The organism is Aquisediminimonas profunda, assembly GCF_019443285.1.
GTDB classification, from domain to species: Bacteria; Pseudomonadota; Alphaproteobacteria; order Sphingomonadales; family Sphingomonadaceae; genus Aquisediminimonas; species Aquisediminimonas profunda.
The window spans coordinates 1672781-1698021 of record NZ_CP080327.1 but is presented as its reverse complement, the minus strand read 5'-3'; the positions used below and the strand labels follow the sequence as shown (position 1 = coordinate 1698021).

26 protein-coding genes are annotated in these 25241 nt (G+C 58.6%); 10 read left to right on the top strand and 16 right to left on the bottom strand.

The window, feature by feature from the left end:
- Positions 1-22 precede the first annotated feature (22 nt).
- Positions 23-493: a c-type cytochrome gene (locus K0O24_RS08420; RefSeq protein ID WP_219895384.1), complete on the top strand. Its 471-nt coding sequence runs from the start codon at positions 23-25 to the stop codon at positions 491-493.
- On the opposite strand, the gene K0O24_RS08415 is transcribed toward K0O24_RS08420, so the two are convergent.
- A complete protein-coding gene (locus tag K0O24_RS08415; protein WP_219895383.1) occupies positions 490-1245 on the bottom strand; it encodes an SDR family NAD(P)-dependent oxidoreductase in 756 nt (251 codons plus the stop codon). The two genes, K0O24_RS08420 and K0O24_RS08415, sit on opposite strands and share 4 nt — an antisense overlap.
- Before the next feature lie 160 nt (positions 1246-1405).
- Between K0O24_RS08415 and K0O24_RS08410 the strand changes: the two genes are divergently transcribed.
- Both K0O24_RS08410 and K0O24_RS08405 read left to right on the top strand, forming a co-directional pair.
- Complete coding sequence (locus K0O24_RS08410; RefSeq protein WP_343211271.1) at positions 1406-2998, top strand: MBL fold metallo-hydrolase; 1593 nt, start codon at positions 1406-1408, stop codon at positions 2996-2998.
- A gap of 51 nt (positions 2999-3049) precedes the next feature.
- On the top strand, positions 3050-3502 hold the full coding sequence (locus tag K0O24_RS08405) for a hypothetical protein (protein WP_219895381.1): 453 nt from the start codon (positions 3050-3052) through the stop codon (positions 3500-3502).
- Here the strand turns inward: K0O24_RS08405 and gdhA are convergent.
- From gdhA to prsK, 4 genes are all read right to left on the bottom strand, one after another.
- Complete coding sequence (gene gdhA, locus K0O24_RS08400) at positions 3499-4854, bottom strand: NADP-specific glutamate dehydrogenase (RefSeq protein ID WP_219895380.1); 1356 nt, start codon at positions 4852-4854, stop codon at positions 3499-3501. The genes K0O24_RS08405 and gdhA overlap by 4 nt on opposite strands.
- A gap of 136 nt (positions 4855-4990) precedes the next feature.
- Positions 4991-5800 (bottom strand): ATP-binding protein, encoded by an 810-nt coding sequence (locus K0O24_RS08395; RefSeq protein WP_219895379.1) that lies wholly within the window; start codon positions 5798-5800, stop codon positions 4991-4993.
- A gap of 39 nt (positions 5801-5839) precedes the next feature.
- Positions 5840-7213 (bottom strand): PEP-CTERM-box response regulator transcription factor, encoded by a 1374-nt coding sequence (prsR, locus tag K0O24_RS08390; RefSeq protein ID WP_219895378.1) that lies wholly within the window; start codon positions 7211-7213, stop codon positions 5840-5842.
- Positions 7210-9300, bottom strand: a complete 2091-nt coding sequence (gene prsK / locus K0O24_RS08385; RefSeq protein WP_246611178.1) for an XrtA/PEP-CTERM system histidine kinase PrsK — start codon at positions 9298-9300, stop codon at positions 7210-7212. Before prsK ends, prsR begins: the two co-directional genes overlap by 4 nt.
- 210 nt (positions 9301-9510) lie before the next feature.
- Here prsK and K0O24_RS08380 point away from each other — a divergent pair, with 210 nt between their 5' ends.
- Positions 9511-10548, top strand: a complete 1038-nt coding sequence (locus K0O24_RS08380; RefSeq protein ID WP_219895376.1) for a mannose-1-phosphate guanylyltransferase/mannose-6-phosphate isomerase — start codon at positions 9511-9513, stop codon at positions 10546-10548.
- Here the strand turns inward: K0O24_RS08380 and K0O24_RS08375 are convergent.
- Positions 10545-11927, bottom strand: coding sequence for a helix-turn-helix domain-containing protein (locus K0O24_RS08375; RefSeq protein WP_219895375.1), 1383 nt, complete (start codon positions 11925-11927; stop codon positions 10545-10547). The two genes, K0O24_RS08380 and K0O24_RS08375, sit on opposite strands and share 4 nt — an antisense overlap.
- 171 nt (positions 11928-12098) lie before the next feature.
- Here K0O24_RS08375 and K0O24_RS08370 point away from each other — a divergent pair, with 171 nt between their 5' ends.
- Together K0O24_RS08370 and K0O24_RS08365 are read left to right on the top strand one after the other, a co-directional pair.
- Entirely contained in the window at positions 12099-13691 is a 1593-nt protein-coding gene (locus tag K0O24_RS08370; RefSeq protein ID WP_219895374.1) for an isocitrate lyase, read from the top strand.
- An 18-nt stretch (positions 13692-13709) separates the two neighbouring features.
- Complete coding sequence (locus tag K0O24_RS08365) at positions 13710-13868, top strand: hypothetical protein (RefSeq protein ID WP_219895373.1); 159 nt, start codon at positions 13710-13712, stop codon at positions 13866-13868.
- A 72-nt stretch (positions 13869-13940) separates the two neighbouring features.
- Here K0O24_RS08365 and K0O24_RS08360 read toward each other — a convergent pair whose 3' ends face one another.
- Positions 13941-14828, bottom strand: a complete 888-nt coding sequence (locus K0O24_RS08360) for an MBL fold metallo-hydrolase (protein WP_219895372.1) — start codon at positions 14826-14828, stop codon at positions 13941-13943.
- 64 nt (positions 14829-14892) lie between these two features.
- On the opposite strand from K0O24_RS08360, the gene K0O24_RS08355 reads away from it, so the two are divergent.
- The 4 genes from K0O24_RS08355 to K0O24_RS08340 all read left to right on the top strand — a co-directional run bounded on the left by K0O24_RS08355 (position 14893) and on the right by K0O24_RS08340 (position 16912).
- Positions 14893-15228 carry an ArsR/SmtB family transcription factor gene (locus K0O24_RS08355; RefSeq protein WP_219895371.1) on the top strand — a complete coding sequence of 112 codons (336 nt, stop codon included), beginning with the start codon at positions 14893-14895 and terminating at the stop codon, positions 15226-15228.
- Positions 15225-15761, top strand: a complete 537-nt coding sequence (locus tag K0O24_RS08350) for a rhodanese family protein (protein WP_219895370.1) — start codon at positions 15225-15227, stop codon at positions 15759-15761. Before K0O24_RS08355 ends, K0O24_RS08350 begins: the two co-directional genes overlap by 4 nt.
- 3 nt (positions 15762-15764) lie before the next feature.
- Positions 15765-16523, top strand: a complete 759-nt coding sequence (locus tag K0O24_RS08345) for a sulfite exporter TauE/SafE family protein (RefSeq protein WP_219895369.1) — start codon at positions 15765-15767, stop codon at positions 16521-16523.
- Positions 16524-16759: 236 nt separating this feature from the next.
- Positions 16760-16912, top strand: a complete 153-nt coding sequence (locus K0O24_RS08340; RefSeq protein WP_219895368.1) for a hypothetical protein — start codon at positions 16760-16762, stop codon at positions 16910-16912.
- 102 nt (positions 16913-17014) lie between these two features.
- On the opposite strand, the gene K0O24_RS08335 is transcribed toward K0O24_RS08340, so the two are convergent.
- From K0O24_RS08335 to K0O24_RS08295, 9 genes are all read right to left on the bottom strand, one after another.
- Positions 17015-17608 carry a DUF3501 family protein gene (locus K0O24_RS08335; protein WP_219895367.1) on the bottom strand — a complete coding sequence of 198 codons (594 nt, stop codon included), beginning with the start codon at positions 17606-17608 and terminating at the stop codon, positions 17015-17017.
- Between the two features lies 1 nt (position 17609).
- Positions 17610-18938, bottom strand: a complete 1329-nt coding sequence (locus K0O24_RS08330; protein WP_219895366.1) for a heterodisulfide reductase-related iron-sulfur binding cluster — start codon at positions 18936-18938, stop codon at positions 17610-17612.
- Between the two features lie 105 nt (positions 18939-19043).
- Complete coding sequence (locus tag K0O24_RS08325) at positions 19044-19493, bottom strand: rubrerythrin family protein (protein WP_219895365.1); 450 nt, start codon at positions 19491-19493, stop codon at positions 19044-19046.
- Between the two features lie 78 nt (positions 19494-19571).
- The gene (locus tag K0O24_RS08320; RefSeq protein ID WP_219895364.1) at positions 19572-20003 is read right to left on the bottom strand and encodes an anthrone oxygenase family protein; all 432 of its coding nucleotides are present in this window, start codon (positions 20001-20003) and stop codon (positions 19572-19574) included.
- Between the two features lie 56 nt (positions 20004-20059).
- On the bottom strand, positions 20060-20317 hold the full coding sequence (locus K0O24_RS08315) for an ATP synthase F1 subunit epsilon (protein ID WP_219895363.1): 258 nt from the start codon (positions 20315-20317) through the stop codon (positions 20060-20062).
- A 6-nt stretch (positions 20318-20323) separates the two neighbouring features.
- Positions 20324-21763 (bottom strand): F0F1 ATP synthase subunit beta, encoded by a 1440-nt coding sequence (gene atpD / locus K0O24_RS08310; RefSeq protein ID WP_219895550.1) that lies wholly within the window; start codon positions 21761-21763, stop codon positions 20324-20326.
- A gap of 281 nt (positions 21764-22044) precedes the next feature.
- Positions 22045-22926 carry a F0F1 ATP synthase subunit gamma gene (locus tag K0O24_RS08305; protein WP_219895362.1) on the bottom strand — a complete coding sequence of 294 codons (882 nt, stop codon included), beginning with the start codon at positions 22924-22926 and terminating at the stop codon, positions 22045-22047.
- A gap of 105 nt (positions 22927-23031) precedes the next feature.
- Complete coding sequence (atpA, locus tag K0O24_RS08300; protein WP_219895361.1) at positions 23032-24561, bottom strand: F0F1 ATP synthase subunit alpha; 1530 nt, start codon at positions 24559-24561, stop codon at positions 23032-23034.
- Positions 24562-24564: 3 nt separating this feature from the next.
- Positions 24565-25119, bottom strand: a complete 555-nt coding sequence (locus tag K0O24_RS08295; protein ID WP_219895360.1) for a F0F1 ATP synthase subunit delta — start codon at positions 25117-25119, stop codon at positions 24565-24567.
- Positions 25120-25241 lie beyond the last annotated feature (122 nt).

The window sequence follows — 25241 nt, the reverse complement described above, 5'->3', positions numbered from 1 at the left end:
AATAGTTGAGAAAGATGCTTGAATGATCCGCCTCCAACCTGTCCTTATCTTGTCTGTGTCCGCACTGCTGGCGCTTGGTGCCTGCTCCGAGCCAGCGGAAGAAGCCAGCAACAGCGCTGAAGCGAGCCCTGAAGCGCCGCTTGCCGAACCGGCCTCTGCCCCGGTCGCCTATGCCAGTCTGAAAGGCGATGTTGCAGCCGGAGAAGCGGCATTTGCGCAATGCAAAGTCTGTCACAGCCTCGAAGAGGGAAAGACCATGATTGGCCCGACCCTTCACAAGGTCATCGGTCGCCCGGCAGGCTCGGTCGCGGGTTATGGCTATTCTTCGGCCATGAAGTCCTCTGGCATTGTCTGGAGCGAGGATAAGATCTTCGCCTACCTTGAAAAGCCGCAGGCTTTGGTGCCGGGAACCAAGATGAGCTTTGCAGGCTATCCCGATCCTCAAAAGCGCGCCGACGTGATTGCCTGGCTCAAGGCGAACGGCGGAAGCTAGGTCCCGGCGCGAGCAACCTGGAAGCCCGCCCATGACTGGCTAACGGGCATGAGTTCCAGCGCATTGATGTTGATATGCGGTGGCAGGGTCGCGACCCAATAAAGCGTGTTCGCGATGTCTTCCGCCGTCATGGGATTTGCTCCACCATATAGAGTATCCGAAGCCTCCTGATTTCCGCCCGTGCGCACAAGCGTAAATTCGGTTTCAGCCATGCCGGGCTCGATCGATGTCACTCGGACGCCTGTTCCGTGCAGGTCCGATCGGAGGCCAAGCGAAAATTGCCGAACAAAGGCCTTGGTGCCGCCATAAGTATTGCCGCCGGGATACGGGTAAGATGCGGCCACGGAACTGATGTTGATGATGGCTCCGCGCCGTTCAATCAAGCCGGGCAACATCTTGTGCGTGATTGCCATCAGGCCGGTGATGTTGGTGTCGACCATCTGACGCCATTGGTCGAGATCGGCCTTGAATGCAGGGGCAGTGCCAAGCGCCAGACCGGCATTGTTGATCAGCAAATCAATGCCAGCAAAGCTGGACGGAAGCGCATCAAGCGCTGTCCCCATTGCCGCACTGTCACGAATGTCAAACACTGAACCGCAAACCTTGCCCGGCCCGAGTTCTTCGACCAGCGCTCTGATGCGGTCGGCGCGGCGCCCTGTCACGACCGCGCGCCAGCCATTCTTCACAAACAGCCGCGCAGCCGCTGCTCCAAAACCAGCTGTCGCACCGGTCACCAGAACTGTTTTCGACATGCAAGCCTCCTTCGACCGGTCAGTATTGGATCGGGCGTTAGCCAAAGCCCTTCTCAGGAACAATCCCGCCGCCAAGGAGAAGCAACAATTAGGTAGTGTTCCCAATTCCAACGGACCGTCTTAGGCTTCATGCCTGCTGGTGCAGATGAAGGACAAGACATTGAGGCCACCGACAGTCACAATTCACGGCGCGGGACGCACAGTCACCGGCTCATGCTATGAGGTTGCCTGCGGCGATTCAGTTATTCTGGTCGATTGTGGCCTTTTTCAGGGGTCACGTACGCTTGAGACGCTCAACCACACAGCGGCCTCGTTCGATGCAAAAGCAATTGATGCCGTCATCCTGACCCATGCCCATCTTGATCACAGCGGACTTTTGCCAAAGCTTGTCGCGAACGGATTTTCTGGACCGATCTGGACGACAGCGCCGACCGCAGACTTGCTTGTTCCGATGCTTGCCGATGCAGCGCGCCTTCAGGAACAGGAGACGACGCGGCGCAATCGTCGCCATGACCGTGCGGGCGATCCGCCAATTCAGGCCATCTACACAATGGCCGACGCTGATGCCGCGTTGGACCTGATCCAGACGCAGCCTCAGGAATCGCCTTTCACGGCAGCTCCCGGATTTGAAGCCGTCCTTTGGAATGCCGGGCACATTCTGGGCTCGTCGTCTGTCGAGCTGCGATGCGGCGGGTCTCGTCTGCTCTTTTCCGGAGACCTGGGCCCCGCCCACAAGGCGTTTGAGCCCGATCCGGTGGGACCGACAGGGCTGGATCATGTCTTTTGCGAGAGCACATACGGTGACCGGGAACGCGAAACCGTGACGATAGAAGAGCGCCGGGAAATCCTGGCCACTGAAGTCGAAGCGGCTCTTGCGCGGGGAGGCAATCTCATCATTCCGGTCTTTGCTCTTGAGCGAACACAGGAATTGCTGCTGGACTTGGCGCGACTGGCCAGTGCTGGCCGTCTCGGAGGCGCAAGTATCTTCATAGATGCACCCCTCGCCACACGGATCACTGGAGTCTTTTCTCGGTATTCGCGCCAACTCGAAGACATCGAGTCACGCGACTCGTTTGACCATCCCTCGTTCCACTTCGTGGATGACGCCGCCGAGTCCCGCAGGCTCAACGAAACCTCAGGTTCGATCATTTTGGCCGGTTCCGGAATGTGCGAAGGGGGACGCGTGCGTTATCATCTGCTGGCCAACCTCGATCGGCGCGACTCGACGATCCTCTTCGTCGGCTTTCAGGCTGGTGGCACATTAGGCAGAACGATTCTCGATGGCGCGCGCCGTGTCCGGATTTCAGGCCGCGATACCGTTGTGAGGGCAGCAATCCAGAAGATCGACAGCTATTCGGCACATGCGGACCGCACGGAGCTGAAGGAATGGATCCTGGCCCGAAGGCCCATTGCCGGCTCATTGTTCCTGACTCATGGTGAAGCCGCTGCCGTCACTGGTCTGAGATCGCTGCTGGAGCCTGACCTTGCGTCCATCATCGCACCTGAGATCGGTGAAGCCTACGAACTCCCGGCCGGTGCCCCCGCGCGCCGCATCAAGACCGGCCGGATGGACCTGCGCGATGCTGTCGAAAGCGACTGGCAGAATGATTATGCGCGCTTTGCGGTGGATCTGAAGCACGAACTCCAGCAGATTGAAGCTGCAGGACGCCGGAGGGAGGCCATCGCACGCATGCGCGATATTCTTGTGCAATATCGCGACGCGCGCGAGAAGCGACGGCGTAAACAGGGTTAACGCCCACCCGCAGCCCATTGTTCATCGTGCTCGGGGATGCGAAACTGCTCCATGACCTTTTTGAGCCGCCCTGCGGATCGACGCATAAACTGGAGCCCCATTATCGGGCTGCCGGATGTCTGGTGCGCCACGCTTGAAACGGCCTATCGGGCGGAAACAGGCCTGTCTGCCATCCTCCATTGTGTCCGGCCGGATGAGAACAAGGTCTCAATCCGCATTCTTCTGCGGTTCGGGCCGGTCCTTGCCTATTGGAATACCGAAAATATTGTCGATCCATGGCAAGAAGACGGACTCGCCTTGGGCCTTCAGTCGAGTTCGCCACGCTTCAGCCCGCCGTTTCAGGAAATCCATCCATCAACCTGGCTGGCATCCCTGCTCCCGGCCAGCCAGCCCGTATCTGAAGCGTCCAAGGAATGGCGCCACTTCGAAATCGTCAGCAGCGACGCCATTTTCCATGTCATCAGCACGGGCAAGCTCAACGCTGCCAGTTACATCAAGGTCTAGACCACTCCATAAGCCAGCATGGCATCTGCCACTTTCTTGAAACCGGCAATATTGGCACCCTTCACATAGTCGCAATAACCTGATGAATCGGTACCATATTCCTGGCATCGGCTGTGAATGCCAGCCATGATGTCGAGAAGGAGCCTTTGCAGTTCCTCCTCCTTCCATGAAATGCGCGCAGAGTTCTGACTCATTTCAAGCCCGGAAACAGCAACACCGCCCGCGTTGGCCGCCTTGCCGGGCGCGAAAAGGATCTTTGCCCTCTTGAAAATATGCACGCCATCAAGGTTGGTCGGCATGTTGGCCCCTTCCGAGACCGCGATACACCCGTTCTTGATGAGCATTTCGGCATCGGGACCAAGCAATTCGTTCTGTGTTGCACAGGGCAGTGCGACATCGCACGGCACACCCCAGGGGGTCTTTCCCGGATGAAAAGTCGAGCCGGTAAAATGATCTGCATAGTCGCTGATCCGCCCGCGACGGACATTCTTCAATTCTTTGATCCAATCGATCTTTTCTTGCGTCAGCCCTTCTGGATCGTGGATGCAGCCGGCACTGTCCGAAAGCGTCAGCACCTTGCCGCCAAGCTGCGTAACCTTTTCGGCCGCGTGGGTCGCAACATTGCCCGACCCGGAAATCACCGCAGTCTTGCCCTCAAGCGTCTGGCCTTTGGTCGCAAGCATGTTCTGAAGGAAATAGGTTGCCCCATATCCTGTTGCCTCCGTCCGGATCAGCGAACCGCCATATTCCAACCCCTTGCCTGTCAGCACGCCGGTAAATTCGTTGCTGATCCGCTTGTACTGCCCGAACAGATATCCGATTTCGCGAGCGCCAACTCCAATGTCGCCGGCAGGCACGTCCACATCCGCGCCGATGTAGCGATAGAGTTCCGTCATCATTGACTGGCAAAAGCGCATCACTTCGCCGTCAGACTTTCCCTTTGGATTGAAGTTCGATCCGCCCTTGCCCCCACCCATTGGCAGACCGGTCAAGGCGTTCTTGAACGTCTGCTCGAAGGCGAGAAACTTGAGCACGGACTCCGTCACCGACGGATGGAAACGGATACCGCCCTTGTAGGGGCCGATCGCATTGTTGTTTTGGACGCGCCAGGCACGCTGGACACGGATATTGCCCTTGTCATCCTGCCAGCAGACACGAAACGAAATCACCCGGTCCGGCTCTGCAATGCGGCGCAGAATCTGCGCTTCGTGATATTGTTCCTTATCCTCGATGAAATCGAAGATATCCTCGGCAACCTCGGTCACAGCCTGAACAAATTCGGGCTGCCCCGGATTGCGCTTCTTCACACCTTCGACAAAGGTATTGAGATCGACATGATCGGTAATGGCCATTGGACTTCCCCCATCTTGAAACGGTTGCAACTGCGCACGGCCCGGCCCGCCTACCCCATGTTCGTGGCTCTGGGGCTTTCGGTTTCAGTGTGAAAGTCTAGCAGCGAAATTTCCGATGGGAAGCACGAAGGCTGCCTCAGATTGACCGCCCTTCACGGCCAGCAAGTTCGACCGTGTAATGCCAGGCGACCCTGCCCGATCGCGCTCCGCGTTGTGTGGCCCAGGTCAGTGCATCCGCGGCATCGAACGGAAGGTCGAACGACTCTGCATAGCGGAACACCATCGCAAGGAATGTCTCCTGATCGCACGCATGAAAGCCCAGGCTCAGCCCGAACCGGTCCGCTAGCGCGAGGCGGTCATCGACGACATCGCGAATATTGATTGCTGACTCCTGTTCCGCCATGTCCCGCGCAACAATATGCCGCCGGTTCGATGTGACATAGAGGCGAACGTGCGGCGGCCGCCCGGAGGCTCCGCCCTCAAGCATCGAGCGCAAGCTGCGCGATGCGTCTGTTCCTCCCTCAAAGGCCAGGTCATCAACAAAGACAATCGCCGGTCGAATCCAGTTCTCCAGCTTCGAAAAGACCAAGGGCAGCTGGTCCAGGTCACTTGCCCCAACCTCGACCAGGGCAATGTCCAGCCCTTCGCCCTGCAAGGCTGCAACCGACGACTTTACAAGTGCGGACTTCCCGCCGCCGCGCGCACCCCAAAGCAGGATATCATGGGCGGCATGCCCCTTGGCGAGCCGCCGTCCATTTTCGACAACAGCGTCACGCTGTGCATCGATTCCGGTCAGCAGCGAGAGCTGAAGCGGGGCAAACCGTGCAACATGGAGCGTACCACCGTGCCAGACATAGGCCGGCGCGGCCGGATCGACCGGCTCCGGCGCGGGAGGTGAAAGTCGCTCAAGCGCCAAGACCAATCGTTCGAGAAGGGCATGATCCATAGTGTGGCCCCTATTGCCTCGCATGGGCTAGCGCAATGTTCAGACTTGCAGCCCGTGCTGCTTGATCAAATCGTAAAGCGTCGGTCGGCTGATTCCGAGCAGCTTGGCCGCATTTGAAATATTGCCCTCGGTCCGCGCGATTGCCCTGCGAATGGCCTTGCGGTCTGCAGCATCGCGCACGGCCTTGAGATTGATCTGGTCGCCGTCGCCATGATCGTCGTCGCCACCATCAAGATCGAGATCCGCCGCCGTGACCAGTTTGCCGTCGGCCATGATCACCGCGCGCTTCATGCGATTTTCAAGTTCGCGGACATTGCCGGGCCAAGGCCAACGGTCGATTGCAGCCAGCGCATCAGGAGAGAGCCCTTTGACCGTTGGATTCATGGTCGAGGCAAACATCTTGACGAAATGTTTGGCAAGAAGGGCTGCATCACCTGGCCGTTCGGCAAGCGTCGGAATACGGACAACGATTTCTGCCAAACGGTAGTAGAGGTCTTCGCGGAAGCTGCCTTCAGCAATCATCTCCTCAAGATTGCGATGCGTGGCACAAACGATCCGAGTATCCACGGAGATGGCTTTACGGCCGCCAATGCGTTCGATCACCCGTTCTTGCAGGAAGCGGAGCAGCTTCACCTGCAGTGGCAAGGGAATGTCGCCGACTTCATCAAGAAAAAGCGTTCCACCCTGCGCAAGCTCGATCTTGCCCTCTGTGGTTTTCACAGCGCCTGTGAAGGCACCCTTTTCATGCCCGAAAAGTTCGGCTTCAAGCAGGTTTTCCGGGATGGCGCCGCAATTGATGGCAACAAACGCTCCACCCTTGCGGCTGCTTGCCTGATGGACGCCCCGCGCCAGCAATTCCTTGCCGGTACCACTCGCGCCCAACAGCATCACCGATACGTCCGTGTTGGCGACCCGTTCGATCGTCCGCGCGACCTTGAGCATTTCCGGTGCCGCTGTGATCATCCCACCAAGGACACGCGCATCTTCCGTTGGCTGGGCCGCAAGGCGCGCATTGTCAGCCTCTATAGCGTGCAGGTGGAAGGCACGCTTCACGATCATGCCCAACTCATCGATGTCCACGGGCTTTTGATAGAAATCATAGGCTCCGCTCGCGATGGCACGCATGGCGCTTTCCCGCGCGCCATGGCCCGAGGCAATGATGACCTTGGTGTCCGGCTTCAATGCAAGAATCTCGGCAAGCGTTGCAAAGCCCTCGCTCACGCCGTCAGGATCAGGCGGAAGGCCGAGATCGAGGGTCACCACGGCGGGCTCTTCAGCACGCAGCATATCGATCGCTGTTGACCGATCGCTGGCAACCACGACGTCATAGTCGTCATAGGCCCAGCGGAGCTGCCGCTGGAGCCCCTCATCATCCTCCACAATCAGGAGTTTGGGTCTTGCGTTGTCGTTCATGCGGCCTCGGCTGACGGAATATGGGACGGCGCTGAACTGGCCTGTGCGACCGGAAGGATGATTGTGAAGCGCGAGCCTTCTCCTTCGCGGCTGCTGACTTCAATCCGTCCGTTCATTGCCATGATCAGGGTCCGCGCCTCATAGGCGCCGATGCCAAAGCCTGCGTCCTTTGTTGAGGCGAACGGTCGGAACAGTTTCTCCCGAATGAACGCAGCAGACATGCCACTTCCGCTGTCGGACACCGATATCTCGATTTCGCTACCTTGCCGACTGAAGGACACTGTCACGGGCTCGGCAGTCGGACTGGCTTCGATCGCGTTCTGGATAAGATGGGACAGCGCCTGTTCAAGTCGTGCCGGATCGGCAAGGACCAGTTGTCCGACATCACCGGAGACGATGATTGGATGCGATGCACGTTTGGCAGCAGCGATGCCTTCGATCAGGGCGCTCACCGCAACAGGACGCGGATCTTCCGCGCGACTCTTGTTGTGCTGCGACAATCGGGCAAGCAAGTCATTCATCCGGGCGGTCGAATTCTGGAGAGTGGCGATCATGTCAGCACGAAACTCGGGATTGTCGGCATGTCGCTCCGCATTGCGCGTGACCAGGGTCAATTGGCTGACCAGGTTCTTCACATCGTGCATGATGAAGGCAAAGCGGCGGTTGAACTCGTCGAAGCGTTTCACATCGGACAACACTTCCTGCCCCTGCGCTTCGGCAAGATAGCTCGCGACCTGCCGCCCGACGACGCGCAACAAGTCAAAATCTTCCCAGTCGAGCGTTCGGTCTATCGGCGGGCGTTCAAGCAGGACAAGCCCGGCCAAACGATCAAAATGAACGAGCGGAACAATCGCCCAGGCCCGCGGCTCTGCAACAATCCATTGGGGAACCGACGCCGCCATGTCCTCATCAACATCGTCCTCCCTTCGAAGATCGTCGAGTTCGACGACACGGCCCGTCCGTGCAAACCAGGCCGCCGCCTGCGCACTCGCGCCGGCAACAGGCGGATCGACGAGCTGCCAATTCCACCGGGCCTGTGGCACCAAGGTGCCCAAATCGTCGGGAACAAGGAGCAATCCGCCGGGCGATTCCGTAATATCGGCAATCGCTTGGACAACCCGCGTCTGCAAAGGATCGGCGCCCTCGCCCGGCCGTCCGATTGTATCCGTGAACCGCAACCATTCCGAGCGATAATCGTAGCGATGCTGGAACAGATGCTTCGATATCTTGACCCTGAACCATGCGCGGAACGCCTTGGATGGAAGCAACACGAGAGCCGCAATTGACGCCCCGAAGACGAATGCGACCTGCACCGTCCTGACATATTCCCCACCGATCAGCTCGAGCGCCGATGTGACGCCGATCAGGGCCGCCAGATAAACACCAATGGCAATGAGGCTCAGCGACTGAAAGGTCATTGTGCGCGAAAGCTGCACGGTCCAGTTCCGGGTGCGCCGAACGCCGAGCCCGAAGATAAGGGCAATGAGGACGTTCGCGCATCCCCGCAGAGCATACAATTCGTATGACCAGCCTCGCGCAAGATAGGAAATGGTGTAGAGATTGAGGTCATAGGTCCACATTGCGGCAAGTGCGACCATCGGCAGCCGGATCGCGGCGCGTGCATCCTGGTTGGCGGCCGTGTAGAGATTGTGGACAAGGACAAGGGCGCCGACCGCGACGACCATGTGCAGGACCGTTGAGGCAAGATAGGCGGCCTCAAGCAGTCGTGGCGAACCGATGAGCCATACAGGCAGGATTTCCACGGCAACTGCCAAGCCGATAACGGCCGAAAGTATGCCATAAAGCAGAGCAACCGAGAACAGGCTTTGCCGGCTCTGGCCCTGACGCCAAAGTCCGTACATAAAACCGAGCCACGATGCGTTGCGCACATGCTCGGTCAAGCGCGCTGCCGGGGCTTCATGCCCCCCCATGGCGACTGCCAACGCCCAAACAGCTGTAACGAACGTGGCAAGGATCAGCAGCCTGCCTTCTCTCTCTCCGGCAGATCTTTGGGCAAGCCAGATTGCCAAAGCTCCAAACAGGCTTGCGGCAAGCGCATGACCCCATTGACCGACAAACATGATCATCGGATACACTCAACTCGGGACGTCACGTTGTCGTGCCCCACATACGGTTTGTTACTTTTCAGCATTCAGGCCGACTCAATCCCATGCGACACCAGGAGCGTCAAAAATCCCGACACTTTTCGCACTGTCGCCAAAATTTACAAATATTTGCTGAAGGCCTCGCAAATTTAACCTTCTCCGCCTAGGCAAGAACAACAAAAGGAGTTCAGCTTGAGCGACGAAACGCGCATTATACCTGTCATCCTCTCAGGCGGATCGGGGACACGGCTTTGGCCGATGTCGACACCTGAGCGCCCCAAACAGTTCCTCCCGCTGACGGACGAACGGACCATGTTTCAGCTAACGGTCGGCAGGACTGGTGACGCGAGCAGATATGCGCCTCCAGTTATTGTCGCGAGCGAGCGACATGCCGACCTTATCGAGGAGCAGCTGGCAGAAATTTCAGTTCACCCCGCTGCACTCATTCTCGAGCCCTGTGCGCGCAATACGGCACCCGCGATCGCACTGGCAGCACTCGGCGGCGGTCGTGCCCCTCTCCTTGTCATGCCGAGCGATCATGTGATTGGTGACGTGGATGCTTTCCACTACGCCATTGCCCAGGCATTACCATTGCTCGATGATGGCTGGCTCGTGACCTTCGGGATCGAACCTGACGGACCTGAAACCGGCTATGGCTATATCAAAGCTGGCGGACCCTTGAATGGGACAACACGTTGTGTCGCACAATTTGTTGAAAAGCCCGACCGGGAAAGAGCGGAAGCCATGCTGGCCGCCGGCGGGCATTTCTGGAACGGCGGGATATTTCTCTTTCGCGCCGATATGTTTCTCAAGGCATTGGAAGTGCATGCACCCGCCATCCTTGAAGCAGCCAAGGCGAGCATCGAGACGGCGACCCGCAAGGGGCACCGCATCTTGCCTGATGCGCAGGCTTTTGCTGCCAGCCCAGCCGATTCCATTGATTATGCCGTGATGGAAAAGGCGGAAAGGGTAGCCGTCATACCGGTCGCAATGGGCTGGTCCGATGTGGGTAGTTGGGATGCGATCTATGCGCTCGGCGCCAAGGACCAGGATGCAAATTGCCAGAAAGGGGATGTGCGGATGATCGATGGACAGGGCAATCTGATCCAGAGCGACGGACTGCGCATCTCTGTTTCCGGAGTGCATGACTTGATCATCGTGGCAAGCGGCAACGAAGTAATGATCCTCCCGCGCGGGTCGTCGCAGGACGTCAAGAAGTTCAGCAGCTAATCTCCGGCAAATGTAAACGGGGCTATGGCTCGCTCCCGCTCATTAAAGACAAGCGCGCGAGAAACCGGAGGTGCCGAGCGCTGTGGACAATCGGGGCGCGTGCAGCTGCGACACCCCAGTCCAACGCCAACTGCCTCGCCGCGCTTAAGGTCAATCCCCCGCGCCGAGGCCAGTGGCGACGCAACATCGGCTGCAAGCCCGAGCCCGATCGCAAATTCGGCAGCAACGCTGCCAATGCTCACGCCTTGCGGTCGCACGGTCCGGGCCAAGGTGAACCACCTGCTGCCGTCCTGCAGTTCCACGAGCTGGGTCAGGAGCGTCCCTGGATGATCGAACGCCCGGTGCAATGCCCAAAGCGGGCAGCGTCCATCTTCCTCGACCAAGGGCGAATTGCTGGCTCCGCCAAAGCGCTTTGACGATTGCCCGGCCCGGTCGATCCGGATCATGAAAAACGGCAACCCCCGAGCGCCAACGCGCTGCAAGGTTGTCAGCCGATGGGCAACCTGTTCGAAACCGGCACCAAAACGCCGCTGGAGCAATTCCAGATCATAGCCGGTTGCTTCGCAGGCCCTGAGGAAGCGGGCATAAGGCATCATCAATGCGGCGGCGAAATAACTTGTGAGATGTCGGCGGAAGAGCCGTTCGGACGCGCGCTCCTTGAAGCCTGCACCCTTTACGAGCCAGTCGATCGGATCCTTTGCTTCAAGCTGTGCAAGCTGAAAAGCCGCACCAAAGGTTCGGCTTGCCGGGTCAAGCAGTTCCGAAAGCTGCAATTGTCGCGCGTGAAGATCCAGACGCCGCAGCCGGTCAGGCATCGCGTCCACTGGCAGAATACGGATCGAAAGCTGATGCTTGACGCGCAGACGTTCGGCGATGGCATTGTAAAGGTCGCCAGCGCCCAGCCTCAGTTCGTCTGCCAGTGCTTCGGCATCGCTGTCGAGGTCAGCGAAGTGATTGCGCCAGCGCTCAATTTCAGCACGCAACTCTGCAAAGGGATCCAACCCAAAGCCCGACGCAGCCCCAACCCTGTCGAAGGCGCGAGCAAAAGCTTCTGCCCCTGCAGGTGCCGCTGCAAGCCACTCCTCGATCTGGACGCGATCAATTTCAAGATCGGCAAACATCGGATCGGCCAGGCGGCGGCGCATGGCATCCATGCCCCCTCCCGGATCGCTTGCTCCGGCCAACGCGCGCGGATCCGTGTCAAACTGGTCTGCCAGCCTCAGGAGCAGGGCAGCGGTCAATGGACGCTGATTACGCTCGATAAGGTTGAGATAACTCGGCGAGATCTCAAGCGCCTCGGCGAGCGCCGCCTGCGAAAGACCATTGGACCGGCGAAGGCGACGCACGGTATGTCCAGCGAAAAGTTTCTGCTCAGCCATTGTAATTTATTTACAAAATGACAAGAAAACTTGCAAGTGGTCATCACCACAACACAGCAGAATTGCGATTCTCTTCTGGCAAATCGCCAACGTCTGCAGGAAATGCAACGGCATAAGGATGCTTGAGGGCGACGACCCTTGTTTGATATTTTGTTAAGGAATTTACAGGCCATGTCATACCAGGACCATATCTCGCAGATCGGGCAACTCGTCCGCACCAAAAACGGCACCTGGGACGGCATTGATGCTGAATCAGTCGCCCGCATGCGGCTCCAGAACCGGTTCAGGACCGGGCTTGATATTGCCCGCTACACAGCAAAGATCATGCGCGAAGACATGGCGGCCTATGATGCCAACCCCGCGCTCTATACCCAATCGCTTGGTTGCTGGCACGGTTTCATTGCCCAGCAGAAGATGATTTCGATCAAGAAGCACTTCGGCGATACGAAGCGCAAATACCTCTATCTTTCGGGTTGGATGGTTGCTGCCCTCCGTTCGGAGTTCGGCCCGCTTCCCGATCAGTCGATGCATGAGAAAACAAGCGTCCCTGCGCTGATCGAAGAACTCTACACCTTCCTGAGGCAAGCCGATTCCCGAGAGCTCAACCTGCTCTTCCGTGAATTGGATGCGGCGCGCTCAGCAAGCGATCTCGCCAAGGAAAAGGCAACGCTCGACAAGATCGAGAATTTCCAGACGCATGTCGTGCCCATCATTGCGGACATTGATGCTGGTTTTGGCAACGCCGAAGCCACGTACCTGCTCGCGAAAAAGATGATCGAAGCCGGCGCATGCGCGCTCCAGATCGAAAACCAGGTTTCGGATGAAAAGCAGTGCGGACATCAGGACGGCAAAGTGACCGTTCCGCATGAGGATTTCCTCGCGAAGGTCCGCGCCTGCCGTTACGCCTTCCTCGAACTGGGCGTCGAAGACGGCATCATCGTGACGCGCACCGACTCACTCGGTGCAGGCTTGACCAAGCAGATTGCTGTCAGCCACACCCCCGGCGACATTGGTGATCAGTACAACAGCTTCCTCGATTGCGAAGAGATCGACCCTGCCACGGCACGGAATGGCGATGTCATCATCAACCGTAACGGCAAGATGTTGCGCCCAAAGCGGCTCCCCTCGAACCTCTTCCAGTTTCGCCCCGGGACTGGTGAGGACCGCTGCGTGCTTGATTGCATCACGTCGCTCCAGAATGGCGCCGATCTGTTGTGGATCGAAACCGAAAAGCCGCATGTTGAACAGATTGCAGGCATGATGGACCGCGTTCGCGAGGTCTTCCCGAATGCCAAGCTCGTCTACAACAACTCGCCATCTTTCAACTGGACCCTCAATTTCCGTCAGCAAGTTTATGATGCCATGCAAGCCGAGGGCCTGGACGTTTCGGCTTATGACCGCGCGGACCTGATGAGTGCGAAATACGACGACACGGAACTTGGTGAGCAGGCAGACAAGCGCATCCGCACCTTCCAGGCCGACGGTGCAAAGCGGGCCGGCATTTTCCACCACCTCATCACGTTGCCCACCTATCACACGGCCGCGCTATCCACTGACAACCTCGCCAAGGAATATTTCGGCGACGCGGGCATGCTTGGCTATGTCCTTGGCGTCCAGCGTCAGGAAATTCGTCAGGGCATCGCCTGCGTGAAGCACCAGAATATGTCCGGCTCGGACATTGGCGACGATCACAAGGAATATTTTGCTGGCGAGGCGGCGCTGAAAGCAGGCGGCGCCCACAATACGATGAACCAGTTCGGCTGATCACAGGGGAGCAAGACAATGCCAGAACCCGCTCGTTCACGTGCCGTACTTTCGAATGAAGATTTCGAATTGTTGCGTGAAGCCGTTGCTCATTACCTGACGGTCATTGCGGACAAGCCAGAATCGATCAAGTTTTCAAGGCTCTATCATCGGCTCGGGAGCGCGATGCCGAAATAGGCCAAGATTTCCTGGGGAGGAAAATACGCCCGTCGGAGGAGACTCCGGCGGGCGTCATGTATTTGGCTGCTATCAGATCGCGTTGATCGGAATTTTCAGATAGACATGCCCGCCCGGACTGGCCGGTGGCATTTGCCCTGCCCGGATATTGACTTGCAGCGATGGCAGAATGAGCAGCGGAGCCTCAAGGGTCGCATCGCGCGCTTCCCGCATGGCGACAAATGCCGCTTCCTCGATTCCGTCATGAACATGGATATTCGCTCGACGATGTTCGGCAACACTTGCCTCCCAGGCCGGACTTCCGCGCGACGGCGGCGGATAGTCGTGTCCAGTCAGAATGCGTGTCTCCTCAGGAAGACTGAGGAGCTTTTGGATTGAGCGGTACAATGTGGAAGCGTTGCCACCCGGAAAATCGGCACGAGCAGTTCCGTAATCAGGCATGAAAAGCGTATCGCCGACAAAGGCCGCATCGCCGATCATGTAGCTCACGCAAGCCGGCGTGTGGCCCGGCGTATGCAGAACGCGAATCTCCATGCTACCCAGCGGCAGGGTATCGCCTTCACGGACAAGTCTGTCGAACGCTCTTCCATCGCGCGCGACATCATCGGCCTCGAAAAGATCAGCGAATATTGCCTGAACATCGGTGATATGCTCGCCTATGACAACAGGCGCGCCAGTCCGTTCACGCAGATAATGCGAGGCGGAAAGATGATCCGCGTGCGCGTGCGTCTCAAGAAGGTAGCGCAGATCAAGGCCATCATTGCGAACAGCCTCAAGCAGGAGGTCAGCACTGGTGGTCCGCGTCCGCCCGTTGCGGGGCGTGAAGTCGAGTACAGGATCAATGATGGCCGCCGCCTTGGTGGCTGGATCGTGCACAATGTAGCTGATCGTGTTGGTCGCGGGGTCAAATGCTGCCCGCACATGCGGGGCCGTTTTGCGAGAGGAAAGGGAATCGGTCATGCAACGCCTCCACTGTTTTTATATTAGGCCTTGCTAATTTAAAATCAACTAATATATTTGATGCATGTTTGACCTGACAAAATTCGACTTCGCGCTTTTTGAGGCCAGTGCGGCCAGAGCCGCAGATGCGCTGCGCCTGCTCGCAAATGAACGAAGGCTGATGATTCTGTGCCAGCTCGCGGACGGCGGGGAACGCTCGGTAGGTCAGCTTCAGGCGCGCATTGGCATCGGCCAATCCGCGCTGTCGCAACATCTTGGCCGCTTGCGAGAACAAGGCGTTCTTGGAACGCGGCGTGAAGGCCAGACCATATTTTACAGGATTGTCGATCCTGCCGCGCTCAGGATCATGGCCACCCTCGCCGAACTATTCTGCCCTACTGATGAAGAAGGTAATCTATGACCGCTGCTCTCACACCCTTGTCCCCCGAAGAAACCCGTCGTCGGCTTGACGCCGGTCGTGCCATACTTGTCGACGTGCGCGAACAGGATGAATTCGCCCGCCGCCATATTGCAGGATCGCTGTCCAGTCCCCTGTCGCAGTGGGAAGGGACGAGGATCCCTTCAATGCCGGGTCAGGAAATCATTTTTGCCTGTTGGTCAGGGATGCGAACGGCTGGCGCTTGCGATCGCCTTGCCACGCGGGTTTCATCACCTGCCTTTGTCTTGCAGGGCGGCCTCGACGCCTGGACGAAACATGGCCTGCCACTCGTCGTCAATGCGAAGGCGCCGCTGGAAATCATGCGGCAGGTGCAGATTGCGGCGGGCTCGCTCGTCCTCGTCGGAGTCCTGCTTGGCTTCATGGTATCGCCGGCCTGGTTCGGACTGTCGGCCTTCGTCGGAGCAGGGTTGACCTTCGCGGGTGCGACGGGCTTTTGCGGCATGGCTCGACTGCTGATGCTCGCGCCCTGGAACCGCCGCACGGGGTCGGCCTGAACTATGCTTGAGGCCCTTCTCCTTGCCGCAGCGGGAGGTGTCCTGATCGGGCTTTTGTTGACGGTTTTCGGGGGCGGAGGATCAGTCCTCGCCACTCCCTGGCTGATCTATGTTGTCGGTGTCGCAGATACGCATATGGCAATTGGCACCTCCGCTGCAGCTGTTGCAGTCAACGCGGCAACGGGCCTTTGGGCACAGGCGCGGGCGGGCACAGTCAAATGGCCTTGTGCCAGCGTCTTTGCTGCGGCTGGGCTGGCTGGCGCGCTTGCAGGTGCGCAAGTCGGCAAGACAATTGACGGATCGACTCTGCTTCATTGGTTCGCAATCGCGATGATCGCCATCGCCATATCGATGCTTGTGCCGCGCAAAAGCGAGGGCGATCCGGCGGTGCGGCTCGCCCCTGCAATGGTGTGGAAACTGGCCCCGGTCGGACTTGCAGCAGGCTTTGCCGCAGGATTCTTCGGGATTGGTGGAGGATTTCTCATTGCCCCGGGCCTTATGGCATCAACTGGCATGACACTGGCCAATGCCTCAGCATCAAGCCTGGTTTCGGTCACGCTTTTTGGCGGCGCCACCAGCGCAAGCTATGCAATATCGGGCCAGATCGATTGGCCGCTTTTCGGCGCCCTGGTCGCCGGCGGGGCAGGCGGAGCAGCTGTCGGACTTCCTGCATCACGCTGGCTTGCAACCCGGGTCGGTGTTGCAAGCGCCATTTTCGCAGTCATGGTCTCAGCCGTGGCGCTCTACATCCTCGTCACATGAGCGACTTAACCGCTCAGCGACGCACCCAAACAAAAAATCTGAGACGTCCGGAAAATTCGCCAAATTTCCGCAAATTAGACCCAACATTGGTAAACTAAACACCCCGCATCTTACTGATAAATCTCCCAAAGCCTCGGAAATCTGCCAAGAACTGCAATTGGCACGGTACATGCTATTGAGTTGGCATGACGGCACTTCGCCGACAGTCAAGACACTCAAATGCAGGGAGACTTAAGATGAATACGTACAATGGCTTCAATCTTCGCAACAGCGTTACCGCCGCTTTCGTCAGCGTCCTCATGGTCGCAGGCAGCATGATGTTCAGCGCGACTTATACGAACGTGCCTGCTCAGGTGCAGGCCTACACCATCGTAACGCCGCAAGCGTAACGCCTTCTCTTACCCCGAGCCTGCCCCCCTTAGGCAGGAGACCCTTGGCCGGGAGCGGTTCCCTTCCCCTCCCGGCCATTTTTTTTGCCCTCAAGCTTCGACTTAACGGGAAAAATCACTCTCCAGTTCGGCTCGCACTTCGTCCCCGATGATGGCTGCATGGCCGTAACGCGGATGATCGATTCTCACGAGAATGTCCCCACCTCTTTTGAAGGCGGCAATCTGTTCGGCCGAGAATGGGAAATGGAGGAAATGGACGCTTGAGGTCTTGCCGTCGGCGGTCGTGCGTTCGAGATCCTCTTCGGCCACGGCCTTCACGCGGTCACCTCCGATGCTGATCGAGATATGGTCTTCGACCCCACCGAGTTCAGCCAGGAATGCGCGCCGCTTGGCCTCGTCGGAAATGCCGAACATGAGCGTTGCCGTGAGATCCGATCCGTTCGGGATCATGGGATTATAGGCCGACAGTTCATCCGGCAGCTGATCCGCTCCGCCCTTTTCAATCCAGAGCATTTCCTGAACCTGATACCACATCGTATCCCAATTCTCGAACAGAAGCGTTGCATGCGGACCAATGGCGACCCGCCGCCTTTTCTTCCGTTCGGAAAGCGCCTTGCGATGCGCGACCCTCACCTTCGCCCATTCGGAAAGCGGCAGGATGTCTGCTTCAGTTATTGTTCGGTTTTCGCGGGGCATCTCAGAGTCCATAAGCCTTGACCATCACCTCGATGGGGTGACCGATCCGTTCCGGGGTAACATCCGAATCCACTGCCTTCAGCACCTGCTTGAGGTGTGGCCCGGCCAGGGGGCATTCGGAAACGACATAATCTGGTTTCAGCTTGTCGATCGCGCGTGCGGCTGGCTTGCCAACCTTGATCGCGGTGTCGAAATTCTCCTTGAAGATTCCCCATTTTCCGCCGTGGCCCGAGCACCGCTCAACCACTTGAGGCCGCGCCTCGGGAATGAGCTTCAGCATCTCCACGGCCTTGGGACCCATGTTCTGCGCCCTGGCGTGGCAGGCGAAATGAACTGCGATACCGGTTGGCATGGCTTCGATCGGAACCAGCCCATGCCGCTTCGACAAATCGACGACATATTCCGAGAGATCAAATGTAGCCTGTGACAGCTTTTTCACTGCGGCATTGTCCGGCAGGAGCAACGGCCATTCGAACTTGAGCATCAAGGCGCAACTGGTCGTGAGCGGCACAATGTCATAACCCTGTTCGATCAGGGGCGCGAAAAAGGCAGCGACACTCTCCGCGCTGCTCGCGACGGCCCCAAGATCACCATTTTCGAACTTGGGCATACCGCAACATTGCGGGTGCTCGACCCGGCAGTCCACGCCATTGTGCGCAAGCAGCTTCAAGGCCGCTTCGCCAACAGTCTGATCATTGAACTCCCCGTAACAGGAAGCATAAAGCACTGCCTTGCGCCCAAACGCCGGTGCCTGTGCATTGGGTGCAGGCCTGATCGCGCCAGCGCGCTTCGTGAGGGGGACGTCTGCAAATTCGGGCAGGTGTGCACGCGTGTCGATTCCCGAAACGGCCTGAATCAGCGGGCGGGCGAAACTGCCCTCGCGCGTCGCAACATTGGCAAAATCGGAGAAGACCGTGCCCAGTTTTCCATTCGCATCGGTTTCGGCCAGCCTCTTGTCCATGAAACCGGTCTCACCCTTGCGATTTTCGATTGCCCGCGCGCGCAACATCAGGTGCGGAAAGTCGAGGTTGAACTCGTGCGGGGGCACATAAGGGCATTTCGTCATGAAACACATGTCGCACAGCGTGCATGCATCAGTGACTGGCTTGAAATCGGCGGAGTCGAGATGCTCGACATCCTCATGCGCGCTTTCGTCGATCAGGTCGAACAGCTTGGGAAAACTGTCGCAGAGATTGAAGCAGCGGCGACATCCGTGACAAATGTCGAACACGCGGCGCAGCTCTGCATCCAGGTCGGCTTCGTCATAAAATGACTCCTCCTGCCACGGAATCGGGTGACGGGTTGGAGCGTCCAGGCTTCCTTCGCGCATGAATTGTCCTCGATCGATGAGAGAAGAAAATCAAACGGCCGGAACCACAATTCTGTGGCCCCGGCCGGATACGGCCCCTGTCAGGGGGGGGAGGGGATGGGGCCGTTAGCCGATTGACTCAAGAGTCTTCTGGAATTTGCCAGCATGGCTCTTTTCAGCCTTGGCAAGCGTTTCAAACCAGTCCGCAATTTCGTCGAAGCCTTCCTCGCGGGCGTCCTTGACCATGCCCGGATACATGTCCGTATATTCATGCGTTTCGCCGGCGATGGATGCCTTCAAATTCTTGATGGTATCGCCAATGGGCTCGCCGGTCGCGGGGTCGCCTACTTCCTCAAGAAATTCCAGGTGACCGTGCGCGTGCCCGGTTTCGCCTTCGGCCGTCGAACGGAACACGGCAGCGACATCGTTATAGCCTTCGATGTCGGCCTTCTGGGCAAAATAGAGATACCGGCGGTTCGCCTGGCTTTCGCCAGCGAATGCGGCTTTCAGATTGGCTTCGGTTTTCGTCCCGGCAAGACCCATTTCGCTCTCCATGGTTGGGGTGATGATGTTCATCCCTAGCGCACAGACTGCAATTTGCGGAATCGATTTTTTGAAAGTTTGTGATCGACGGAAGCGATCAAATGAACATAATCATGAAGCCGCCGCCCATAGATAAGCCAGAACCGCCAAACCAGAAAGGCCAGTACGCACGGCATGAAGCCAGATCCAGCGATCAAGCATCGCGCGTGACTCCCGTCCCGCCGAGTCGGGAGGAATCGCCTTCAGTCGATTGTTCAGGGGAAGTATACCCCAGACTGTAAAGGGCCAATTTGCCAACATCAGCAAAGCGCCCAACGTCCAGGTCAAATCACGCATCAGAAATGCGGCTACGATTCCCGCAAGTCCGCTGGCCACCGCCAAACCACCTTGAAGATTGAAGGCACGAGCATAGCTTGGGCCCCATTGTGCCAGGGCATTTCGATCATCCAGCATCATTCGGGCAGGATGTTCGGCCACTTGAATATAAAGTGCTGCTCCACAGAACGCAGCCCCAAGAACAAGTGCAATCATTCCGACAAGCATGTCACTTCTCCACGACGCATAGTGTCAGGGAGGTAGCCCGCTTGCAATTCGTCAGACTAGCCCGCTGCTTCAGCCAGAACCGTAAGGCCCTTTTCATTTACTTCGGCAAAACCGCCTGTGATCTTGAGCATTTCGGGTGCGGCACCGGCACTGGCATAGATGGCGAGATCCGCATCACTGCGGATCGTCGACATTGCAGCCATATGTCCTTCGAGCACACCGAAATCACCCTCGGTCCCCGGAACGACGACCATATAGACGTCTTCCGAACGGACCAAGCGTTCCGGCGTGACGAGTTCGAAGTGCAGTGCCATCGTTCGTTACGCCGCTTCTGCCGCCAGCTTGGCAGCCTTTTCAACCGCTTCCTCGATGCCACCGACCATGTAGAAGGCTGCTTCGGGAAGATGGTCATATTCGCCGTCGACGACAGCCTTGAACGACTTCACCGTATCTTCGATCTGCACGAACTTGCCCGGAATGTTGGTGAACACTTCGGCAACGTGGAACGGCTGGGACAGGAAACGCTGGATCTTGCGCGCACGGGCAACAGTCAGCTTGTCCTCTTCGGAAAGTTCGTCCATCCCGAGAATGGCGATGATGTCCTGCAACGACTTGTACTTCTGCAGCGTTTCCTGAACCCGGCGAGCGGTGTCATAATGCTCCTGGCCGACGACCGCAGGCGTCAGCACGCGCGAGGTCGAATCGAGCGGGTCCACCGCCGGATAGATGCCAAGTTCCGAGATCGCGCGGCTGAGAACGGTCGTTGCGTCCAAGTGGGCGAATGACGTTGCAGGCGCCGGGTCGGTCAAATCGTCCGCAGGGACGTAAATGGCCTGCACCGACGTGATCGATCCCTTGTTGGTGGACGTGATGCGTTCCTGCAGCGCACCCATGTCGGTTGCGAGCGTTGGCTGATAGCCCACGGCAGAAGGAATACGGCCGAGCAACGCGGACACTTCCGAACCCGCCTGGGTGAAACGGAAGATATTGTCCACGAAGAACAACACGTCCTGCCCCTCTTGATCGCGGAAATATTCGGCAATGGTCAGGCCGGAAAGAGCAACGCGAGCGCGAGCGCCCGGCGGTTCGTTCATCTGGCCGAACACCAGGGCCACCTTGGAACCTTCCGGTGTCGGGTTGCCGTTCTTGTCCTTGGCGATAACGCCGGCATCGAGGAACTCGTGATAAAGATCGTTGCCTTCACGAGTCCGCTCACCAACGCCTGCGAACACCGAAGTGCCGCCATGGCCCTTGGCGATGTTGTTGATCAGTTCCTGAATCAGCACGGTCTTGCCGACGCCAGCACCGCCGAACAGGCCGATCTTGCCGCCCTTCGCATAAGGGGCGAGAAGGTCGACCACCTTGATGCCGGTGACGAGAATTTCCGTTTCGGTCGACTGGTCGACGAACAGAGGCGCTTCTGCGTGGATCGGGGCTGACAGGGTGGTGTTGACCGGGCCCTGCTCGTCAATCGGTTCCCCGACGACATTCAGAATGCGTCCGAGCGTCTGCGGGCCGACGGGCACGCGGATCTGCGAGCCGGTATCGCGGACCTTCTGGCCGCGGGTCAGGCCGTCGGTCGCGTCCATCGCGATCGTGCGCACGGTATTTTCACCCAGATGCTGGGCGACTTCGAGAACAAGGCGATTGCCATTGTTCTCGGTCTCGAGGGCCGAAAGAATCGCTGGCAGCGTGCCTTCGAAAGACACGTCGACGACGGCGCCGATGACCTGGCTGATCCGGCCGGTTGCACCCGCCATGTTTGCCTTGGTTGCGCCGGAGCCTGCCTTGGGTGCCGGGGCCTTGGTCGCGGCTGCCGGCTTCGCAGGGGCAGCTTTCTTGGCTGCCGGAGCCTTGGCCGCTGCAGGCTTTGCGACTGCAGCCTTGGCTGGCGCCTTTGCCGCCGCAGCGGCCTTGGCCGGTGCCTTGGCTGCGGGCTTTGCCGCAGCCTTGGGTGCAGCTGCCTTGGCAGCGGCTGGTTTTGCAGCTGCGGTCTTTTTCGGGGCGGTCGCCATGTCTGTCTTCCTTGCCTTTATGTCTGTTAGAGCGCTTCTGCGCCCGCAATGATTTCAACGAGTTCGGTGGTGATCGCGGCTTGCCGCGTGCGGTTATACTGGATGGTGAGCCGGTTGATCATGTCACCCGCATTGCGCGTGGCATTGTCCATTGCCGTCATCTTTGAGCCCTGTTCGGAAGCCGCATTCTCGCGCTGGGCGCGCAGCAACTGCACAGCAACATTGCGTGGAAGCAGGTCTGCCAGGATTTCTTCTTCGTCCGGTTCGTATTCAACCGCAGCGGACGCTCCAGCCGGACCACTGCCATCTGCTGCCACAGCGACTGGCATGAGCTGGAGTTGGGTCGGTTCCTGCGTGAGTACGCTCACAAACTTGCTGAAGAAGAGATGCGCAACGTCGAATTCGCCGACTTCAAAGCGCGCCGTCAGATCAGCTGCCCATTCCTGGACCTTCTCGAAGCCGATCTTGCCAAGGTCGCCGGGCTCAACACCATGAAGCATGTCGTTGCGGAACGTCCGGTTCAGCTGGTCACGGCCCTTGCGCCCGATCGTGTAGAATTTGACCGTCTTGCCTGCAGCCTTGAGCTCTTCGGCAGACCGGCGCGCGAGGCGCACAATGTTTGTGTTGAACGCGCCTGCCAGCCCCTTGTCGGACGTGCAGACGACGAACAGATGCACATCGTCCTTGCCAGTGCCGGCAAGAAGCTTTGGCGCTTGCGGGCTGCGCTCCACTTTCGAGGCGATTGATGAAACAACCTTTTCAAGCCGTTCGGCATAAGGCCGTGATGCCTCTGCCGCGTCCTGCGCGCGGCGCAGTTTCGCAGCAGCGACCATCTTCATCGCCTTGGTGATCTTCTGGGTCGATTTGACCGAGTTGATCCGGATTTTCAGGGCCTTCAAACTAGCCATCTGGTTTCCTTATCGTCGCTCCTGCGAAGGCAGGGATCGGCTTGACACCTTGGACCCTGACGCCTCCAGAGGCCCCTGCCTTCGCAGGGACGACGGGTTATCTAACTATGCAAACGTCTTCACAAACTTGTCGAGCGCAGCTGCCAGCGCCTTCTTGCTGTCGTCCGAGAAATCGCGGCTGTCGCGAATGCCCTTCAGGACATCGGCGTGATTGGCGCGCAAGTCAGCAATCATTGCTTCCTCGAAACGCGTCACGTCGGACACCGGAATGCCATCAAGATAGCCATTGGTGCCGGCAAAGATCGATGCAGTCTGCTCCTCGAAGGGCATCGGGCTATACTGCTTCTGCTTGAGCAGTTCCGTCAAACGGGCACCGCGGTTGAGCAGCTTCTGCGTCGACGCATCGAGGTCTGAACCGAACTGCGCGAACGCGGCCATTTCGCGATACTGGGCCAGCTCGAGCTTGATCGACCCCGAAACCTTCTTCATCGCCTTGGTCTGTGCGGCTGAACCGACGCGGCTGACCGAAAGACCGACGTTGATCGCCGGACGGATGCCCTGGAAGAACAGGTCGGTTTCAAGGAAGATCTGGCCGTCGGTGATCGAGATCACGTTGGTCGGGATGTAGGCAGACACGTCGCCCGCCTGTGTTTCGATGATTGGCAGCGCGGTCAGCGAACCGCCACCATTGACGTCCGACATCTTTGCCGCACGTTCGAGCAGGCGTGAATGGAGATAGAACACGTCGCCCGGATAAGCTTCACGACCCGGCGGGCGGCGGAGCAGGAGCGACATCTGGCGATAGGCAACGGCCTGCTTTGAAAGATCGTCATAGACGATCACGGCATGCATGCCGTTGTCGCGGAAATATTCGCCCATCGCGACGCCGGTGTAAGGTGCGAGATACTGGAGAGGTGCCGGTTCGGAAGCGGTTGCTGCAACCACGATCGAATATTCCATCGCGCCGTTTTCTTCGAGCGCGCGGACGATCTGTGCCACCGTCGAGCGCTTCTGGCCGATCGCGACATAGATGCAATAGAGCTTTTTCGACTCGTCCTTGCCCTTGTTGACGTCCTTCTGGTTGATGAAGGTGTCGATTGCGACAGCGGTCTTGCCGGTCTGGCGATCGCCGATGATCAGTTCGCGCTGGCCGCGGCCAACCGGCACAAGCGCGTCGAGCGCCTTGAGGCCGGTCTGGACAGGCTCGCTTACCGACTGACGCGGGATAATGCCCGGAGCCTTCACTTCGACGCGGCTGCGCTGCGTGGTCTTGATCGGGCCCTTGCCGTCGATCGGATTGCCAAGGCCGTCAACGACCCGGCCGAGCAATTCCTTGCCCACAGGCACGTCCACGATCGTGCCGGTCCGCTTGACGACATCGCCTTCCTTGATCTGGGCGTCCGAGCCGAAGATCACGACGCCGACATTGTCCGCTTCGAGGTTGAGGGCCATGCCCTTGATGCCGTTCGAGAATTCGACCATTTCACCGGCCTGGACATTGTCGAGCCCGTGGATGCGGGCGATACCGTCACCCACCGAGAGGACCGAGCCGACCTCGGAAACCTGGGCTTCTGTGCCGAAGCTGGCGATCTGGTCCTTGATGACCTTTGAAATTTCTGCGGCGCGGATGTCCATGTTCTAACCTTTCATCGCATTCGCGAGGGTATTGAGGCGTGTTCGGATCGACGAATCGATCATCTGGGAGCCGATCTTCACGACCAGCCCACCGAGAATGGCGGGATCGACCTTGAGATCGACCGCGACGTCGCGGCCAACCTTGGTACGAAGCTGTTTCTTGAGTGCAGCGACCTGCGTGGCGCCGAGCGGATGCGCGCTCGTCACTTCGGCCGTCGCTTCGCCGCGATGGGCAGACGCAAGGGCATTATAGGAGCGGATGACCGGGCCGAGTTGCGCAAGGCGCCGGTTCTGCGCGAGGACGCCCAGGAACCGCGTCGTAAGGCCGTCAAGCTTCATGCTGCGTGCCACGGCCGCTACGGCCTTGGCTGCGGCCGTGCGCGACAGAAGCGGGCTGTTGGTCAGGGCCGCGAAATCGGACGATGCCGCGAGCGCGGACTCGAGAGCTGCAAGGCTCTTGCCGACCGAATCAATCGACTTGGACTCACGCGCCAGATCGAACAGGGCAGTAGCGTAACGCCCTGCAAGACTAGCCTGAATGCCGCCGGAATTCTCCACGCGCGAATGTTCCTCATGAGATCGAGAATGTTGCCCGAGACCAAGGGCAACGGGCTTACGCCCCCGCCAAAGTCGCGGCGCGCCTAGCAACGATTTTGCTGCGATGCAAGATAGGATTCCCC